The sequence below is a fragment of the Tsukamurella pseudospumae genome, from assembly GCF_001575195.1.
Lineage (GTDB): Bacteria > Actinomycetota > Actinomycetes > Mycobacteriales > Mycobacteriaceae > Tsukamurella > Tsukamurella pseudospumae.
In genome coordinates this window covers 172167-190501 of record NZ_LSRF01000058.1, presented here as the reverse complement: position 1 = coordinate 190501, position 18335 = coordinate 172167, and the positions used below count along the sequence as shown (strand labels likewise).

The following is an 18335-nucleotide window of genomic DNA, read 5'->3' as shown; positions in this document are numbered from 1 at the left end:
GTCGATCACGCGACGCCGTCTGCGGCGTCGAGCTCCGTGGTCATGTGCGTCGCGATCTTCCCGACGTACGGCTCGTCGATGATCTGCAGGTGATCGCCGCCGATCTTGACGATCCGCAGGTCCTCGACCACCGGCGCCCAGCCGCCGTCCGGCGCGATGTCCGCGAAGTTCGGCTCCAGCTCCACCGCGCCGTCGTGCATGCGATCCGCGCGGTACAACGTGACCGTGCCACCGAACCGGTCGTAGTCGGCGGGGTTCACCTTGATCAGCATGCGGTTGTCCACGAAGGACGTCCGCTGGTGCTCGATCATCGAGGTCGGGATCTTCTTGTCGGACAACTGCACCAGCTCCATGATGATCCGGAACTGGCCCTCGTCGTCGGCCGCCGCGAGGCGATCGATCGGCAACTCGATCTCGTCGCCGATGTCGTAGTTCTTGCGCGCGAACTTCTCCCAGCGCTCCAGGCGGGCCCGCTTCTCCGCGGGCTCGTCGGTGAGCGGCACCGTCGGCGCGACCACGTCCAGCAGACCCACGTACTCGACCTCCTGGCCCTCGTCCTCGAGGGCGCGCGCGAGGCCGTAGGCGAAGGCGCCGCCGAGGCTCCAGCCCGCGAGCCGGTACGGCCCCTCCGGCTGGATCTCCTTGAGCTTCGGCAGGTACTCGGCGACCCGCTCCTCGATCTCGCCCTCGATGCGCTCGAAACCGTAGATCGGCAGGTCCTCGGGCAGCTTGCGCAGCAGCGCCTCGTAGGCGGTGGTGTTACCGCCGGCGGGGTGGAAGAGGAAGAGCGGCCGGCGATCCGAGCCCTCCGGCTTACGCAGGGTGCGGACGAATCCGTCGACCGGCGTGGCCTCGTTCATGACCGCGCCCACGTAGGTGGCCATCTCCTCGATGTTCTTCGAGTCGATGACGTCCTCGATGTCGATCTCGCCGCCGGCCCGCTCGGAGAGGCGCGCGGTCAGCTTCTCCGCGACCTCCTCGGACAGCACGTCGAGCTCGTTGAAGACGCCGCCGGGGGACGCGCCGACCACGATCGCGTAGGTCGCGAAGGTCAGCCGCTCCGCGGCGTCGCGCGGGGGGACGCCGTCGCCGACGGCTTCCGCGATGGCGGCCGCGTCGTGCAGGTCCGGGGTCTCGGCCTCCGCCACCGGGTCCGACGGTGCTGCCGGCGCGGCCTCGGCGGCCGGGGCCTCCGCGGGAGCCTCGGCGGCGGCTTCGGCCTTCGCCGCGGCCTCCGCCTTGGCGGCCTTCATCATCTCGGCCAGCTGGCCGGCGTCGGCGAGTTCGCCGGTGCCGGACTGGTGCTCGGCCAGCGCGTCCACCTGATCGCGGTGCTCGACCGCGTACTCGACGAACTGCACGACGTCGTTGAAGGACGCGTCGCGCACGGCCTGGATCTGGATCGGCGGGATGTCGAACTCGTACTCGGTGCGGTTCTTGATGCGCATCGCGAGGAGCGAGTCCATGCCGAGATCGATGAGCGGGATCTCCTTGGGGAGATCCTCGATCTCGAAGCCCATGGTCTCCGAGATGATCAGGCCCAGGCGGTGTTCCACCGTCTCACCGGACTCCGGCGACCAGCGCTCGGTGCTGCCCTCCGGCGCGGGGGCCTCGGTCTCCTCCGAGACGGTGATCTCGGGCTCGGACTCGTCGAGCTCGTCCATCTCCTCCACCGGTGCGGCGGCCCTCGTGATGAGCGGCGCGGCCGCGGTGCCGGAGGCCTCGCCGGCCACGACGACCGCGTCCAGCAGCAGCCGGAAGCCGGTGCCCAGGTTCTCGTGGACCTGGATCGACGCGCCGCCGGGGTGCGGGGTCAGCGTGGTGGTCAGGGTCTGGCCCTTGCCGACGGTGCCGTGCTCGACAGCAGCGGTGACCGCGGCGCCGTCCAGCACCTGGACGGCGGCCAGCCGCGCGAGCTCGACGAGCGAGATCTCGGTCTGATCGCCGAGGGTGAGGGCACCCGCGTCGAGCTGCCACACGTGCCGGCCGTCGGGCAGTGCCACGTGGCCGCCGGGCACGACGCCCGAGCCGCCGTCGGGCAGCTTGGTCTGGATCCAGATGTGCTTGCGCTGGAAGCTCGTCCGCGGCACCGGCGCGTACCGGCCGGGGCCGAACAGCGACGCCACGTCCACATGGTGGCCCCGCGCGAAGACGGTCGCGAGCGCCGTCATGATCGTGCCGGGCTCGTCCTCCTTGCGCTTGAGCGTCTGCACCAGCGCGGCGTCCTGGATACCCGAGCCGAAGGTGACAGCGGCGACGGAGATCAGGGTGATCGGGTTCGGCGAGAACTCGATGAAGGTGCGGTAGCCGGCCTCGACGGATTTCTCCACGGCCTGGGTGAACCACACGCTGTGGCGCAGGCCCTTGATCCAGTAGTCCACGTCGTGCACCGGCGCGTGGCCGGCCTTGTAGAACTCGTCCTTGTTCACGGTGGAGTACATCGGGTACTGCAGCACGTGCGGCTCGATGCCCATGAGCTCGGCCTGCAGCTCGCCCAGCAGCGGATCCATCTGCGAGGTGTGGGATGCTCCGCGGGTCACCAGCTTCCGGGCCATCAGCCCCTTGGCCTCGGTCTCCTCGACGATCTTGTCGATGACCTTGCCGGGGCCGCCGAGCACGGTGTGCGTGGGCGCGGCGTAGACGCAGATCTCCAGACCCTCGTAATCGCCCAGCACCGTGTCGATCTCAGCCGCGCTGTACTCGACGAGCGCCATGAAGCGCTCCATCTCCTCCGGGAGCATCTCCTCGCCCTCGCCCATGAGGCGCGAGCGGTTGCAGATGACGCGGACGGCGTCCTCCAGCGAAAGACCGCCGGTGACCCAGGCCGCCGTGGCCTCGCCCATCGAATGGGGCAGCACCACACCGGGTTCGATGCCGTGGTGGCGGAACAGGCCGACGAGCGCGACCTGGATGGCGAAGATGCCCACCTGGCCGGTCTCGATGTGGAAGGTCTGCTCGTCGTCGGTGATCATGTCGGCGTAGTCGTTGCCCGACTCGTCGATGATCAGCTCGTTGACCTCGTCGAAGAAGTGCTTGAACACGGGGTTCTCGAGGTAGAGCTGCTTGGCCATCTTGCGGTGATGGCTGCCGAAGCCGGAGAAGATGAACGCCGGGCCCACGCCGTCGGGCTGGTTGGCGGAGATGACGTTCGGCGCGTTCTTGCCCTCGGCGATCGCACGGAAGCCCTTGATCGCCTCGTCGAGGTCCTTGGCCATGACCACGGACCGGACGCGGCCGTGGTTGCGGTGCGCGAGGGTGCGGCCGATCTCGGCGAGTGTGTACTCCTTCGCCTCGTCGGACTCGAGCCACGCGAGCAGCTCTGCGGCGGCGGCCCGTCGGCGGGACGGGACGTAGGCCGTCAGCACGAGCGGGACCGCGGCACCGTCGGCGGTGGCGGCGTAGAAGTCCGGCACGGCGTTCGACGGGGCCTCCGTGGAATCGGACGCATCCGCAGCGCCTTCCACGACCTCCGGAGCGATGTACTCCTTGACCACCACGTGGGCGTTGGTGCCGCCGAAGCCGTTACCGGTGACACCGGCGAGCTTCGCGCCGGAGTACTTGGGCCACTCCGTGTTCCGCGCCGCCATGAGCAGGCGGTTGGCCTCGAACTGGATGTACGGGTTGGGGCCCGCGAAGTTCAGCGAGGCGGGGATCTGCCCGTTGCGCATGCCGAGCAGCACCTTGGCGACGCCCGCGATGCCGGCGGCCGCCTCGAGGTGGCCGAAGTTGGTCTTCGCCGAACCGAGGAGCAGCGGCTTCTCCGCCTCGCGGCCGCGACCCAGCACGCGCCCGATGGCGTCGGCCTCGAGCGGGTCGCCCAGGATCGTGCCGGTGCCGTGCGCCTCGAGGTAGTCGACGGTACGCGGGTCGATGCCGGCGTCGATGTACGCATCGCGCAGGTTCATGACCTGCGCCTCGGGGTTCGGCGCGAAGATGCCGTTGGACTTGCCGTCGGAGGTGACCGCGGAACCCGCGATGACGCCGAGGATCTCGTCACCGTCGCGCTCCGCGTCGGCCAGGCGCTTGAGCAGCACGACGCCGCCGCCCTCGGCGCGGATCATGCCGTTCGCATCGGAGCTGAAGGCCTTGATCTTGCCGTCGGGCGCCTGCGCACCGATGGTGTCGAAGCCGAGCGTGGCCGCCGGGACGATGAGCATGTTCACGCCGCCGGCGACGGCCATGTCGGTCTCGCCGTCGCGGAGGCTGCGGATGGCCTGGTGCATCGCGACCAGCGAGGAGCTGCAGGCGGTGTCCACGGTGACCGACGGTCCGTGGAAGTCGTAGAAGTACGAGACGCGGTTCGCGACGATGGAGGTCGAGGTACCGGTCAGCGCATAGGGATTGGCCTTCGTCGGATCGGCGACGGCCAGCATCTGATAGTCGTTGGCGGAGCTGCCCATCCACACACCGGTGCGCGTGCCCTTGACGGAGCTGGCGGGAATGTTGGCCTGCTCCAGCGCCTCCCAGGTGAGCTCGAGCGCGAGCCGCTGCTGCGGATCGACCATCTCGACCTCGCGCGGGGTCATCTGGAAGAACTCGGCGTCGAACGACGCGACGTCGTCGAGGTAGCCGCCGAAGGTGTTGGCATCGTCGAGGACGGCCTTCAGGCGCGGGTCCTGCTTGAACTCCAGCCAGCGGTCCTCGGGGAGATCGGTCGTGGCGTCGCCGCCCCCGATGAGGAACTCCCACGTCGACTCGGGGGTCTCGCCGGCCTTCGGGAAGCGGGTCGCGAGGCCGACCACGGCCACGTCGTGCCGACCGCGGTCCGCCTCGAAGTCCTCGCCCCGGTCGTACTGGGCCGCCTCGGCCGCGAGGTCGTCGTCGGAGACCACCGGGTCACCGTCGATGATGCGCTGGCTGAGCAGGGCGATCGTGGGGTGCTGGAAGGCGACGGTGGCCGTCAGCTGTACGCCCGTGAAGTCCTCGATGTCCGAGGCCATCGACACCGCGTCGCGCGAGCCCAGGCCGAACTCGTCCAGCGACTTGTCGTCGGTGATGTTCTCCAGCGGCTGCTTGGTCGCATCCGCGATCCACTGCCGCATCCACGCGCGCAGATCCTCGAGGCTCAGATCCTCGCGGGCCTTGCCGGTCGGGCCTTCATGGGGGGTGTGCTCGTTCTCAGCCATGGTGTTTCTACCCTTCGCGTCGAGACCGTGGGTGTTGCCTGGGTCGCGTGTGATGAAGTTGTGGAGAGCGCCGGTGGGCGCTACTGGACGTCGTTCGCCTCGGCGTCGGGGAACGCGGTCTGCGTGTAGCCGCCGCGCAACGTGCCGTCGATGTAAGCGGCGCGCCCCGCGCGCCGGGCGATCTTGCCGGAGCTGGTGCGGGGCAGCGAGCCGCCGGGCACGAGCAGGACGTCGCGGGCGAGCACGCCGTGCGCCGCGCCCACGGCCGAGCGGATGCCGTCGGCGAGGGCCTGCTGGTCCTGCTTGGCGCCACCGGCACCGAGCTCGGCGACGATCACGAGCTGCTCCGACTGGTCGTTCACGTCGTAGGTGATGCCCGAGTGCGCGCTGTCGAAGACGGCCTGCGGCAGCTCGTTCGCCGGCACCGAGAACGCCGCGACGTAGCCGGTGCGGATGTACTTGGTGTCCGACTCCTGCGCCGTGAACTCGATGTCCTGCGGGTAGTGGTTGCGGCCGTCGACGATGACGAGGTCCTTCACGCGGCCGGTGATGTAGAGCTCACCGCCGTGGTAGACGCCGAAATCGCCCGTGCGCATCCACTTCGCCTTCTCGAGGTTCTTCACACCCTCGGAGTGGCTGCCCTCGGAGAGCGGGGTCACGTAGTTCTGGAAGGTCTCGCGGGACTCCTCGTCGCGCTCCCAGTAGCCCGAGCCGATGTTCATGCCGTGCAGCCAGATCTCGCCCACGGAATCGTCCGGGACCTCCTTGCCCGTCTCTGGGTCGACGATGCACGCCCACTGGCTCAGCGCCACGTCGCCGCAGGAGACCTGCGGGACCGCGCCCTCGGCGCCCTCGTCGGAGACGACGAAGGTGCCGGCGGCCAGCTGGTCGCGGTCGACGTAGACCACGCGGGCCTCGTTCTCGACGGGGGTCGAGCTGACGAACAGCGTGGCCTCGGCCATGCCGAAGCAGGGCTTGATGGCCTTCGGCGAGAGGCCGTACGGGGCGAACGCGTCGTTGAACTTCTTCATCGACGAGACCGTGACCGGCTCGGAGCCGTTGATCAGGCCCTTGACGTTGGACAGGTCGAGGGTCTCGCCCTCCTTGGGCAGGCCGCGGGCGGCGGCGTGCTCGTAGGCGAAGTTCGGGGCCGCGGCGAAGGTCTCGGCACCGTCCTCGACGGCCGCGAGCTCGTTGATCCAGCGGCCCGGGCGGCGCACGAACGCCGACGGGCTCATGATGGTGATGAACTTGCCGCCGAGGGCGGGCAGGATCACCGTGAGCAGGCCCATGTCGTGGAACATCGGCAGCCAGGTCACGCCGCGGGAGTTCTCGTTGAGGTCCAGCGCGTGGATCATCTGGATCACGTTCGTGCCGACGGCCTCGTAGGTGATCTGCACGCCGGCCGGGTTGCGCGTGGAACCCGAGGTGTACTGCAGGTACGCGATGGTGTCACGGTAGATCGGGAAGGGCTTGAGGGTGGAGCCGACCGAGTCCGGGATCGCGTCCACGGCGATGATGCGCGGCCGCTCCTTCGCCGGGAGGTGGCGGAAGAAGTTGCGGCACGCCTCGGCGGAGCCCGAGCTGGTGAGGATCGCCGTCGGCTTGCAGTCCTCGAGGACGATGCGCAGGCGATCCGTGTGGCCCGGCTCGTCCGGGCTGAACAGCGGCACCGCGATGTTGCCCGCGTAGAGGGCGCCGAAGAAGGCGGTCACGTAGTCCAGGCCCTGCGGGGCGAGGATCGCGACGCGGTCCTCGCGCTTGGTGATGTGCTGCAGCCGGGCGCCGATGGCGCGCAGGCGGGCGCCGAACTGCGACCAGGTCAGCTCGTGGACGACGCCGTCGCGCTCGCGGCTGTAGTCGATGAAGCGGTACGCGAGGGTGTCGGCACGCTCCCGTGCGTTCCTCTCGACGAAGTCGACCAGCGTGGTTCCGGGGCGGAAGAAGATGTTGCCGTCTTCATCCAGAAACTGGTCAAACTCGTTGTTCATGCATCGCTCCTCGTAACCGGTGCCGGGCAGCGCCGGTCATACAGTGGTACATCGCGTGGCGGCGCGGACCCGTTGCGGGCCTGTGCGCCACCTCATAGTGCTCGATATCCGTAACGCGTTTCACCTGTTTGGTCAGGTGACACGCGCAGAAAAATCCGCAAACCCGACTATCGTACCGCGCGGTAACGGCGGGTGCGAAAACCGTGAGGTCGGGGTCACTCGCCCTTCAGCTGCTCCAGCACGGGCGCGAACGCCTCCATCTGGGTGGGGACGACGCCGACGTACGACATGCCGGTGGCCTCGCGGGTCGCACGGACCTGGTCCGCGATCTCGTCGAAGGTGCCGATCGCGAGGTAGGGCGAGCCCAGCACGTCGTCGATCGTCACCTCCTTGTCGACCTCGATGTTCGCCGAGAGCCCCCGCTCGATGGCCTTGAGCGCGAAGTCCGCGACCTGCTCCCGGTCGTCGGTGACCACGATCGTGGCGATCGACCAGGACAGCTCGAGGTCCGCGAAACGCTCGCCCGCGGCGGCCTTGACGATCTCGACCTTGTTCTTCACCGCGTCCAGCGACATGTCCGAGATCTTGAGCTTGCCCTCGGCGGAGCTGCGCGGATTGATCGAGACCACGTCCGCGCGGCGCGCGGCCAGCTCCAGCGTGCGGCGCGCGCCGGCGCCGATCGCGATGGGCGGACGCGGGCCCTGCCGCGGCCGCGGGTAGCCCTTGAGGTCCTTGACCCGGAAGATCTCGCCCTCGAACTCCGCCTCCTGGCCACGGAGCAGCGAGTCGAGCACCGTCAGGCCCTCGTCCAGGCGCTGCAGCCGGCGGGCGGGCGACTCGAACTCGATGCCCGACTGGTCGAAGTCGTCCTTGAACGCGCCCAGGCCGAGGCCGATCTCGAGGCGACCCTTGGACAGCACGTCGATGGTGGTCAGCTCCTTGGCCAGGACCGCCGGGTGTCGGAAGGGCATCGCGAGCATCGAGGTGGCGAGGCGGATCGTGGAGGTGCTCACGGCGAGCGCGCCGAGCGCCGCCAGCGGACCCACCTGCGCGTCCAGCCGGTCCGGGATCGCGAAGGTGTCGAACCCCAGCTCCTCGGCCTCCTGCGCGAGCTTGACGAACTTGCGCACGCCGCCCTCGTCGGCGTTGCCGGCGCCACCCGCCGCGAACCGGAACTTGCGGGGCTCAGTGCTCACGTGTGGATACTCCTGGTCGACGGTGGTGCGGTCTGACATGGTTGCGCACAGCCTAACGGTTCGACGGTGCGCCCCGTTCCGGACCGCGGCGGGCACCGTCGTCCCCCGCGCTGCGCCGGATCCCCGCGAAGCGCCCCCTCGCGCGAGAATGGGCGGACGGGGCTGGAGGAGCCGGCACCGTCGAGAGAGGGAATGCGATGCGACGACGGAACTTCCTGATGGCGGCGGTGGGAGCGGTACTGGCGGCGTGCGGCGCACCGTCGAACAGCCCGACCGAGAGGTCCCCGGTGGACCGGGGCGGGCGGCGGTGGCGGATGCCGGACGAGGGCGATCGGCACGAGCGGACGTGGATGGCGCTCGCCGCGCGCGAGGACGTGTGGGGCAAGAAGCTGCTGCCCGACGTGCAGAGGTCGCTGATGCTGGTCGCGACCACGATCGGCCGGTTCGAGCCGGTGTCGATGCTGGTGCGCCCCGACCAGGTGGACCGCGCCCGCGCACTGCTCGGCGCCGCGCCGGGCGTGACGCTGGTCCCGGCCGACCTCGACGACCTGTGGATCCGCGACACCGGTCCGACCTTCGTGACCGGCGACAAGGGGCTCGCGGGCGTGGACTTCACCTTCAACGGCTGGGGGAACAAGCAGACCCACGCGTCCGACGCGAAGGTCGCCGGGTTCGTCACCGGGCAGGCGCGGGCCGAGGCGGTGCGGACCGACCTGGTGCTCGAGGGCGGCGCACTGGAGGTCGACGGGGAGGGCACCGCGATCATCACGGAGAGCTGCGTCCTGAACGACAACCGGAACCCGGGGTGGACGAAGCAGCAGGTCGAGACCGAGCTGAACGACCTACTCGGGATCGAGAAGGTGATCTGGCTGCCCGGCATCAAGGGCAAGGACATCACCGACGGCCACACCGACTTCTACGCCCGCTTCGCCTCCCCCGGCACGGTGGTCGCGGCGCAGGACGACGACCCCGGCTCCTTCGACCACGACGTGACCCGCCGGCACCTCGAGATCCTCCGCGGCGCCACCGACGCGCGCGGCCGGAGGCTGCAGGTGGAGGTGCTACGCACGCCCTCGACGGTGCGCGAGGCGTACGCGCAGGACGACGACTTCGCCGCCGGGTACATCAACTTCTACCTGTGCAACGGCGCCGTGATCTGCCCGCAGTTCGGCGACGCGGAGACCGACGGTGCGGCTCGCGCGACGCTGCAGCGGCTCTTCCCCGGCCGCGAGGTCGTCCAGCTGGACATCGACCCCATCGCCGGGGGCGGCGGCGGGATCCACTGCGCCACCCAGCAGCAACCCGCCCGGTGAGCCGACGAATCGTGTGCCCTTGACCACCCTGTGAGGGGTCAACGGCACACGATCACTTCGTCTTCGGCGCCTTGTCGATGACGCCGGTGGCCCAGCCGGTCATCCACTGGGTCGCGGTCTTACCGTCGAGCGACCAGTTGGCGGTGGTGCCGTAGGCGGCGTGCGAGTTCTGGGTGATCGTCGAGATCACCTGCGGCAGGCCGGTGGCGAGACCGAGCAGTCCGCCCTTGGGCTGGTTGCAGATCGGGTCGTTGGAGCCGCAGATGGTGACGACCTTGTCGTTCACCGCACCGAAGCCACCGCCGCGCTTGCCCTGCAGGTCCACGCCCGAGAAGTTGAAGCCGGAGAACGTGACCTCGACACCCTCGCCCTCGGGGTCGACGCCGATCGCGCGGCCCTGCCCCTGCACACGGCGACTGTCCGAGATCAGGCCGACCCCGAGCAGCCGCTGCGCGACGATCGGCCCCTTGCCCGCGCCGATCTGCGCGGCGATGTTGCCCGCGATCGTGGCGCCCTGCGAGAAGCCGACCAGCACGAAGCCCGTGCGCGGGCACGTCGCCGTGACCGCCTTCATCTTCGCGATCGCGCGGTCGGTGCCCTGCTGGCGCGAGGCCTGGTAGGTCATCTGGCCGTCCGGCGGGACCGCGATCGGGTTGTGGAACTGCGCCGCGTAGTTCACGGTCCAGATATCGGCGCGGCCGTCGTCGTACCGCTTGTCCAGCGGATTCGTCACCTGCAGCATGAGCGAGCGCGGGTTGAAGGTCGGGCGCTCCGGGCTGTCGGTCGCCGAGGATTCCCACGTGCCGGGGAAGGACAGCACCTGCACGTCCGGGCACCCCGCCGCCTGCGGGCCGGTGGGCTCGCCGGGCGGGGTGGGCCCCGTCCTGTTCCAGATCGACCAGAGGAGGGTGCCCACCACGATGAGCGCGATGATCGCGGCGATGATCACCGCGATGCCGAACACGTTCAGGACGCGCTTGCTCTTGCCTGCCATTCCTCTGTGGATACCAGGGTCAGCTGTGCGGAGGCTTAGGCGCCTTGTCGATCACACCGCGCGCCCAGCCCTGCAGCCACTGCGTCGCGGTCTGGCCGTTCAGGTTCCAGTCGGCGGTGGTCGCGTACAGCGCGTGCGAGTTGCCCGTGAGCACCTTCTGCAGCTCGGGCAGCGTCTTCGTCAGCTCGTCCACCTGGAAGATGTCCTTGGGCTGGTTGCAGATCGGGTCCTTGGTGCCGCACAGCGAGACGGTGCGGTCCCGGACCGAACCGAAGCCGCCCTCACGCTTACCGCGCAGCGACAGGCTGCCGAAGCTGAAGCCGCCGTACGCGACCTCGACGCCGACGCCGGGCGGGTTCGGGCCGACGGTGCGCGCGTCCCCCGGCTCGCGCCGCGGGTCGGAGATCAGCCCCACGCCGAGCACGTTCTCGGCGGGGATGAGCTTGCCGGCACCGATCTCGGCGGCGATGTCGCCCGCGATCACGGCGCCCTGTGAGAAGCCCATCAGCACGAAGCCGGTGAGTTTGCACCGCTCGTAGACCTTCTTGATCTGCGCGACCGACTTGTCGTAGCCCTCGGTGCGGGACTTCTCGTAGGACGCCTGCCCGTCCGGCGGGATCGCGACGGGGTTCGACAGCTGCGCCACGTACGGCGTGGTCCAGATGTCGGCGCGCGAGCCCGGGATCGAGGACGCGAGCGGCCCGGTCACCTTGAGCATCAACGAGTTCGGGTTGAACGTGGGCCGGTACGGGTCGTCGGTGCTCTTCGACTCCCACGTGCCGGGCACGGAGATCACCTGCACGTCCGGGCAGTCCGCCGGCTGCGACTTCGGGCGCGGCGGGAACCCGGAGGTGCTCGGCGCCGAGCTCTGCGATTCCGACGGTGGCGGAATCGAGGGCCCCGGCCGCAGCCACGTCCCGACGAGGATCGCCAGCAGCACCAGCGCGATCACGACGACGACACCCACGACGATGACGAGCGGCGAGAACCTGCGTCCCGACGGCGTACCGTCGGGCTTTCCGGGCTGCTGGTGCGTCACCCGACTAGGCCTTGCAGTACGAGGTCTTGGCCTCGGCGATCAGCTTGGTCGCGTCGGCGGTGGCGAGCTTGTCGGCCTGCTCGGCACTGACGCCGCCGCCCGTGCGCGAGGTGCCGATCATCGCCTTGACCAGCGTCGGCAGGGTCTTCTCCTGGTACTGCTTGTTCGGGTTCTGCGACAGCGCGGAGCACACGTAGCCCGCGGCGCCCAGGATGTCCGAGTCGGAGGCCACGAGGCCCTGCGACTTCATCTTCGCGACGAAGGCCGCGTCCTTGGGATTCGTCGACGCCGCCGAGGACGACGCGGGCGCGGTGGCCGGGAGCGTCGTCGGGCCCGACGAGGTGCCGCCGCCGTCCGCCGCGGTGGTGGGCGCCTCGACCGTCGAACTGCCGCCGCACGCGACGGCGCCCAGCAGCACGCCGCCCGTCAACACTGCGGCCACAAGGGCTTCCCGAAGTCCAGCCATGTCTTCTCTCCTTGAAGTACGTCCGCACGCAACGCTGCAAGGCTACCGGCAGCGGTGAACCACAACCCCCGGACGGGCGTCAGCGCGTGGTGGCGACGCCGTTCACCAGGGCGATCACACCGTGCTCGAAGCGCTGCTCCCAGCCGCCGGGGATCGGCGTACCGTCGGCGAGCGGGTAGCCGAGTCGGCCCGCCTCGTAGCCCTGACGACCCCATTCCGCGTAGATCGGGCCGCTCACGACCGCCGCCTCCGTCTTCGGCGACCAGTAGATCTGCCCGCCCTGGAAGCGCTGGAAGGCGCCACCGGCGAGCTTCGTCTCGTCGGACGCCGGAAGCCCCAGCGCCGAGCGCTCGAAGTTCAGTGCGGCGTACTTCTCGCCGATCTTGCCGCGCACCGCCCGTGCCCCCGTCTGCGGCGTCCAGTACACGGTGCCGTGCTGGAACTGCTGGTAGCGGCCGTTCTTGTCGGGCAGGGCCCGCTCCCCCGCGGTCGGGTAGCCGAGCGCGCCGCCGGGGCCGCCCGCGCCCAGGTAGGCGCCGCCGATCGCGCCGCCCACCACCTGAGCGCCGGTGTCGGCCGACCAGAACACCTGTCCGCCGCGGAAGTCCTGCGCCCGGCCGCCGGGAACGGGATATTCGACGGTGACGCACGATCCGAGTGCCGGAGCCTTCGGCGCGGCCTCGGCGATCGCCCCGCCGATGCCGCACGGCTTCGGGTTCGCGATCCCCAGCGCCGACTGCACCTGCGGCCACGCCTGGCCGTTCTCGAACTGCCAGTACGGCCAGCTGTGGTTGCCCGACGGCCGGTAGAGCGCGTTCGCGGGGATGCCGAGGCGGTTGAGCTCGACCGCGAAGGCCTGGTTCGAGGAGCGCGAGAGCACCTCGAGCGCCAACGCCTGCAGGTCGGTGGGCGCGCCGGTACCGCCGGATCCGTTGCCGGAGCTGAAGTACAGGCTGACGCCGCGCAGCTTGTCCGCGAGCTTGAGCGGATCGTGCTGCGCCCACGCGGGATCCGTCGGCGGGCCGTACATGGCGTCGGCGTTGAAGCCGCCGGCGTCGCGCATGGCGAGCGCGATCGATTCCGGCGTGCCGGGCGTGCTCGTCGAGAGGATGCCGGAGTAGGAGCCCGCGAACCGGTAGAGGCCCTTGTTGCGGGCCGCCAGGGTGAACGCGGCGGTGCCGCCCATCGAGACGCCCGCCGCGGCGCGGACATCCGTGGCGCGCCAGCCCTGCTGCAGCAGCGGCGGCAGTTCCTTCGCGAGGAAGGTCTCCCACTGGTAGTTCTTGCCGTTGTCGGGTCGCTTCCAGTCGGTGTACCAGCTGGATTGGCCGCCGACGGGCAGCACGACCGTCACGTTCTTGTCGCGGTAGAAGTTCGCGACATCGGTCTCGATCAGCCAGCCGTTGCGGTCCTCGCGCGCCCGCATCCCGTCGAGCAGGTACAGCGTGGGGAAGCGCGCCTTCGGATCCGCGTGCCAGTCGCGGGCGAGCAGCAGCTGGACCTTGATCGTGTCGTTCATCGCCGCGGAGTAGACGCTCAGGTCCACCTGGTGGTCGCCCTGCCACTGCGCGCCCACGATCCTGGACTTCGCCGGCGCCGGGTCCGCATGGGCGGGTGCGGTGTTCAGGGTCGACGGTGCCGCCACGACGGTCCCCGCCGCCACGGCACCGGCGACGAGCAGCGTTCCGAGTCGGCCCATCGATGACATGCGACCAGTGTTACACGGGTGTTGTTTCGCGTCCCGGTGCCGCGCGGAGGGTGGTCGGGGTCACCGGCCGTCGCACCCGTGATAGGACTGTTCGATGACCGAAATGCACGCCTCCGCGCAGCCCTTCACCGTCGCCGCGGGCGGCCTGACGATCGCTGGCGATCGCTGGGGCGAGGGCGGCACGACGCTCCTGCTCCTGCACGGCGGCGGACAGACCCGGCATTCGTGGGACCGGACCGCCGCGGCGCTGGCGGGCAGGGGCCACACGGTCCTCACTCTCGACGCGCGCGGTCACGGCGACACCGCCTGGGCCGCGGACGGCTCCTACGCCCTGGGCGACTTCGTCGGCGACCTCCTGGCCGTCCTGGGCACGCTCGACGGTCCGCCGCCCGTGCTGATCGGGGCCTCGCTCGGCGGGATCACCAGCCTGTGCGCGGTCGGCGAGAACCCAGGCATCGCGTCGGCACTCGTTCTCGTGGACGTGGTGGTCGACGTGGAGCCCAAGGGCATCGACCGCGTGACCGAGTTCCTCTCCGCGCACACCGACGGTTTCGCGGACCTCGAGGAGGTGGCCGACGCCGTTGCCGCCTACAACCCCGCCCGCAAGCGCGCCCGCAACCTCGAGGGCCTGAAGAAGAACGTGCGGCAGCGCGCCGACGGCCGCTGGTACTGGCACTGGGACCCGGCGTTCATCCGCGGCGACGACCGCGGGGAGGCCCGCATCCAGGACAAGGACCGGCTCGGGGCCGCGGCCGCGCGGGTCACCGTGCCCACGCTCATCGTGCGCGGCGGCAAGTCCGACGTGGTCAGCGACGAGGGCGTGCAGAAGATGCTGCAGCGCGTGCCGCAGGCCGAGGTCGCCGACGTCAGCGGTGCCGGGCACATGGTGGCGGGCGACGACAACCAGGTCTTCGCCGCCGCGATCGAGGACTTCCTCGACCGCCACGAGCTCTGATCGGCGCTGGTCAGGGCGAACACACGCGCAGGTCGTCAACCGCGCCCATCAGGGCTTCGGCATCGACTTCTGGTCGTCGGTGAGCGGCGGCGGCACGTCGAGGCGGCACATGCGCAACGTGTACTCGGGCACGCGGTCGATGCGCAGCTTGTAGTTCGCGTACGACAGCTTGAGGTTCCGCTTGAACAGGTCGAAGGTCAGCGGCGCCGAGTACGAGGCCTGCAGCTGCTGGATCTGCGGGCAGGTCAGCGCGACGCGGGACTGGTTCACCCAGTCCGGATCGATGAAACCCGGCAGCGCGGGACGCTTCGGGTAGGCCTTCGCCTCCGCCACGGCCCAGTCCGGGAACATGTCCTTGTCGTGCCCGATCCGGCCGTCCTCGAGCCGCGCGGTGTGCGAGGCCATCGGCCAGGCGAGGCCGATCTGGTCCCACACGCGCACGTCGAGCGGCAGGTTCATCCCGGTCATGCCGAGGTTGGTGAAGAAGACCGTCTGCCGCAACGGCACGTCGTCCGGCCGCGGGTACGGCAGCGGATCGATGAACCACCAGTCGTAGTCGATCGACGGCAGGTAGACGCCGCCCCGCGGGGTCTGCCGGAGGATCTCCTGCAGCGCCTGCATGCGCGGGTAGTCCAGGTAGTCGTCGGCGGTGATCGGGTGCGCGTGGCCCGTCTGCAGGGAGTAGAACGCCCGCTCGTCGACGATGCCGGTCCGGCCGATGGAGGTCCCGTCGGGCTGGCCGCGCAGCGTCGTGGCGTGCAGGGCCCAGCCGATGACGAGGACCCACAGGACCGCCGCGATCGCGGCGCCCGCGGTGCCTCCGGCGAGCCGCGCGAAGCCGCGGACCTTCGAGTCGCCCGGCTGCCGCGCGGGGATCCGCAGTGGGATCACCATCACGGGCAGGAGCAGCAGGAACAGCGGTGCGAGCAGGACGCGGCCGGACATGAAGTCGCCGCCCTGGCGCAGCCAGTACAGGGTCTCGGCGACGCCGCCGAGGAACATCACGGCCACGATCACCGCGGGCCGCTGCAGCTGATCGCGCAGGCCGCGAGCACCGCCGTGGGGCAGGCGGAACCGGCCGGTCAACGGGGCGCGGGCGCCGCGCGCGGGCAGGAGCAGCAGCGGCATCGCCAGGAGCAGCGCCAGCACGGGCAACCACAGCGAATACGGCTCCACGAGGTTCATCAGGTACGTGAAGCCCTGGCCCCACTTGGATCCCGTGGCGTCCTTCGCGACGGCCGTGTTCGGTACCGGCAGGCCGTAGTAGCCCATCCGGAAGATCTGGTACGCGACGGGCAGGAAGCCGCCGGCCGCGGTGATCCCCAGCCGCAGCCGCCAGCCGATGGGCGCCGCGAACATCACCAGCAGCACCAGGCCGCCGACCAGCGCCATCTCGGGGCGCACCAGCCAGGACAGACCCGCGACGAACGCGGTGGAGAGCGTCAGGGTCCAGTACCGGATGACATCGCGCCGCTCGACCGGATCGCGGTCGGCCTGCGACCAGGCGACGGCCAGCCACCAGAGCAGCGCGACCCAGAAGATGGTCAGCGACACCTCGAGCCCGGAGGTCGCGAAGTCGCGCGCCGGCGGCAGCGCCATGTAGACCAGGCCGCCCGCGGGGAGGAGCAGCAGCCCCGAGCCGCGCAGCCGGGACCAGCCCGCGCCCCCCTTGTACAGGCGGGCCGTGCCGAGCATCGCCAGCGGGATCGCGGCGACCGAGAGCACCAGCGCGACGGTGAGCACCACGTACTCGGTCTGCACACCGCTGATCCAGGAGAAGAACCAGATGAGGTAGGTCCAGGCCGCGGAGGTGTTCACCTCGACGCGCTCGCCCACGTTGAAGACGGGGCCGTTGCCGGCCAGCAGGTTCCGGACGGTGCGCAGGACGATCAGCCCGTCGTCGGCGATCCACCGGCGCTGCCAGGCGCCGTACGCGAACGCCACCGCACAGACCGCGACCCCGAGCCAGAGACTGACCCGGGGTGCGGAGAACCTCGACGGGGCCCCGGCGTCGGTCGAGCTCGACGGGGCCGTGTCGTCAGGCGAAGTAGACCGCGGCAACGACGGTTCCAATCCACGCGATCGCGAGCACCTGCAGCACGCGGTCACCGAGGGCGATCTCCTCGGGCTCGCCCGCCTCGCCACCGTCGACGTCGACGGCGTACCGAAGGATGGCGATGGTGAAGGGCACCATCGACAGGCCGTACCAGATGTTGTTCGGGTGCGCGGTCTTGTCGAAGGCCCACAGCCCGTAGCAGAGGACGACGGCCGTCGCGGCCAGCGTCCAGACGAAGCGCAGGTAGGTGGTGGTGTAGTACTCGAGCGACTTGCGGATCTTCGCGCCGGTGCGCTCCGCGAGCTGCAGCTCGGCGTAGCGCTTACCGGCCGCCATGAACAGCGAACCGAAGGCCATCACGAGCAGGAACCACTGCGACAGGCCCTTGGGCAGCTCGGCGGCCACGCCACCGGCGACGGCGCGGAGCAGGAAGCCGGAGCTGACGATGCAGATGTCGAGCACGGCCTGGTGCTTGAGGCCGAAGCAGTACCCGAGCTGGATCACGATGTACACCGCGATGACCACGGCGAGATGCCAGTTCGCGAGGAACGACACCGCGATGGCACCGGCGCCGAACAGGAACGACAGGACGTAGGCCAGGTTCACCGGCACCACGCCGGCCGCGATGGGCCGGAACCGCTTGGTCGGGTGCGCGCGGTCGGCCTCGACGTCGAGGGCGTCGTTGATCAGGTAGATCGACGACGCGGCCAGGCAGAACGCGATGAACGCGATGCCGACGTTTCCGAACTTGACGAACTCCAGCTGGTCGCGCCCGGCGGCCAGCGGGGCCACCACGACCAGGACGTTCTTGACCCACTGCCGGGGCCGGATCGCCTTGACCAGTCCGCTGGCGAGGTTCGACGGTGCCTTCGGCTCGCCGTGCTCGATCGGCTCCTCGCTCATCAGTCGTCCGACCCCTTCGTCTGGTTCTTCCGGTCCTTCGCGGAGCAGCGCGCCGCTCGGTCAGCCCACAGTCTCTCACCCTCGATCGCGGCGAGCGCGGTCACGGCACCGATCGCGGCGCCGGCGGCGACGTCGGTCGGGTAGTGCACCCCGAGCACCATGCGCGAGGCCAGCATCGGCGGCACGACCGCCGCCGGCGCGAGCACGGCTCCGCCGGGCACGCCGGACGCGCGGCCCAGCAGGATCGCGCCGGCCGTCGAGGACGTGGCGTGCGAGGACGGGAAGCTCAGCTTGCTCGGGGTCCCCACGCCGACGGTGATGTACGGATGGTCGGGGCGCTTGCGCCGGACGATCCGCTTGATCACCACGGACGCCGCGTGCGCGACGAAGGCGCCCACGCCGGCGGTCACGTACTCCCGGCGGCGCTTCGGCTGCAGCACCGCACCGAGCGCGGCGAGGCCGAGCCAGCCGAGTGAGTGCTCGCCGAAGTGGCTGAGGCCGCGGGCCGCCGGGAGCACCCCGGGACGGCCGGCCAGCTGCGCCTGCACGCCGACGAGGATCATCTCCTCCGGCTTCAGCGCCTGCTCC

12 protein-coding genes are annotated in these 18335 nt (G+C 70.2%); 2 read left to right on the top strand and 10 right to left on the bottom strand.

What is annotated here, in order from left to right; all coding sequences use genetic code 11:
* Positions 1–5: 5 nt before the first annotated feature.
* From pks13 to AXK60_RS19345, 3 genes are all read right to left on the bottom strand, one after another.
* Positions 6–5126, bottom strand: a complete 5121-nt coding sequence (gene pks13 / locus AXK60_RS19355) for a polyketide synthase Pks13 (RefSeq protein WP_068573628.1) — start codon at positions 5124–5126, stop codon at positions 6–8.
* An 80-nt stretch (positions 5127–5206) separates the two neighbouring features.
* Positions 5207–7117 carry a long-chain-fatty-acid--AMP ligase FadD32 gene (gene fadD32 / locus AXK60_RS19350; RefSeq protein ID WP_068573627.1) on the bottom strand — a complete coding sequence of 637 codons (1911 nt, stop codon included), beginning with the start codon at positions 7115–7117 and terminating at the stop codon, positions 5207–5209.
* 215 nt (positions 7118–7332) lie between these two features.
* Entirely contained in the window at positions 7333–8352 is a 1020-nt protein-coding gene (locus tag AXK60_RS19345) for a TIGR03621 family F420-dependent LLM class oxidoreductase (RefSeq protein ID WP_068573626.1), read from the bottom strand.
* Positions 8353–8510: 158 nt separating this feature from the next.
* Between AXK60_RS19345 and AXK60_RS19340 the strand changes: the two genes are divergently transcribed.
* A complete protein-coding gene (locus AXK60_RS19340; protein ID WP_068573625.1) occupies positions 8511–9626 on the top strand; it encodes an agmatine deiminase family protein in 1116 nt (371 codons plus the stop codon).
* A gap of 52 nt (positions 9627–9678) precedes the next feature.
* Here AXK60_RS19340 and AXK60_RS19335 read toward each other — a convergent pair whose 3' ends face one another.
* The 4 genes from AXK60_RS19335 to AXK60_RS19320 form a co-directional block, all read right to left on the bottom strand.
* Positions 9679–10620, bottom strand: coding sequence for a cutinase family protein (locus tag AXK60_RS19335; protein WP_068573624.1), 942 nt, complete (start codon positions 10618–10620; stop codon positions 9679–9681).
* A gap of 19 nt (positions 10621–10639) precedes the next feature.
* Positions 10640–11659, bottom strand: coding sequence for a cutinase family protein (locus AXK60_RS19330; RefSeq protein ID WP_068573623.1), 1020 nt, complete (start codon positions 11657–11659; stop codon positions 10640–10642).
* Between the two features lie 4 nt (positions 11660–11663).
* Entirely contained in the window at positions 11664–12125 is a 462-nt protein-coding gene (locus AXK60_RS27160; RefSeq protein ID WP_175400075.1) for a DUF732 domain-containing protein, read from the bottom strand.
* A 79-nt stretch (positions 12126–12204) separates the two neighbouring features.
* Positions 12205–13833, bottom strand: a complete 1629-nt coding sequence (locus AXK60_RS19320) for an alpha/beta hydrolase-fold protein (protein ID WP_068573621.1) — start codon at positions 13831–13833, stop codon at positions 12205–12207.
* Positions 13834–13927: 94 nt separating this feature from the next.
* Here AXK60_RS19320 and AXK60_RS19315 point away from each other — a divergent pair, with 94 nt between their 5' ends.
* The gene (locus AXK60_RS19315; RefSeq protein WP_068573620.1) at positions 13928–14788 is read left to right on the top strand and encodes an alpha/beta fold hydrolase; all 861 of its coding nucleotides are present in this window, start codon (positions 13928–13930) and stop codon (positions 14786–14788) included.
* A gap of 48 nt (positions 14789–14836) precedes the next feature.
* On the opposite strand, the gene AXK60_RS19310 is transcribed toward AXK60_RS19315, so the two are convergent.
* The 3 genes from AXK60_RS19310 to AXK60_RS19300 are packed head-to-tail and all read right to left on the bottom strand — an operon-like array spanning position 14837 to position 18310.
* Positions 14837–16849: an arabinofuranosyltransferase AftB family protein gene (locus AXK60_RS19310; protein WP_082778130.1), complete on the bottom strand. Its 2013-nt coding sequence runs from the start codon at positions 16847–16849 to the stop codon at positions 14837–14839.
* Positions 16827–17747, bottom strand: coding sequence for a decaprenyl-phosphate phosphoribosyltransferase (locus AXK60_RS19305; RefSeq protein ID WP_068573618.1), 921 nt, complete (start codon positions 17745–17747; stop codon positions 16827–16829). Before AXK60_RS19305 ends, AXK60_RS19310 begins: the two co-directional genes overlap by 23 nt.
* A complete protein-coding gene (locus tag AXK60_RS19300) occupies positions 17747–18310 on the bottom strand; it encodes a phosphatase PAP2 family protein (protein ID WP_068575240.1) in 564 nt (187 codons plus the stop codon). The genes AXK60_RS19305 and AXK60_RS19300 overlap by 1 nt, the downstream gene beginning before the upstream one ends.
* Between the last annotated feature and the right edge of the window lie 25 nt (positions 18311–18335).

Excerpts from the sequence above, each read along its gene's own strand:
- AXK60_RS19315 (WP_068573620.1), top strand. The coding sequence starts at position 13,928 with ATGACCGAAATGCACGCCTCCGCGCAGCCCTTCACCGTCGCCGCGGGC.
- AXK60_RS19335 (WP_068573624.1), bottom strand. The coding sequence starts at position 10,620 with ATGGCAGGCAAGAGCAAGCGCGTCCTGAACGTGTTCGGCATCGCGGTG.
- AXK60_RS27160 (WP_175400075.1), bottom strand. The coding sequence starts at position 12,125 with ATGGCTGGACTTCGGGAAGCCCTTGTGGCCGCAGTGTTGACGGGCGGC.
- fadD32 (WP_068573627.1), bottom strand. The coding sequence starts at position 7,117 with ATGAACAACGAGTTTGACCAGTTTCTGGATGAAGACGGCAACATCTTC.
- AXK60_RS19320 (WP_068573621.1), bottom strand. The coding sequence starts at position 13,833 with ATGTCATCGATGGGCCGACTCGGAACGCTGCTCGTCGCCGGTGCCGTG.
- AXK60_RS19305 (WP_068573618.1), bottom strand. The coding sequence starts at position 17,747 with ATGAGCGAGGAGCCGATCGAGCACGGCGAGCCGAAGGCACCGTCGAAC.
- AXK60_RS19300 (WP_068575240.1), bottom strand. The coding sequence starts at position 18,310 with ATGATCCTCGTCGGCGTGCAGGCGCAGCTGGCCGGCCGTCCCGGGGTG.
- AXK60_RS19340 (WP_068573625.1), top strand. The coding sequence starts at position 8,511 with ATGCGACGACGGAACTTCCTGATGGCGGCGGTGGGAGCGGTACTGGCG.
- AXK60_RS19345 (WP_068573626.1), bottom strand. The coding sequence starts at position 8,352 with ATGTCAGACCGCACCACCGTCGACCAGGAGTATCCACACGTGAGCACT.
- pks13 (WP_068573628.1), bottom strand. The coding sequence starts at position 5,126 with ATGGCTGAGAACGAGCACACCCCCCATGAAGGCCCGACCGGCAAGGCC.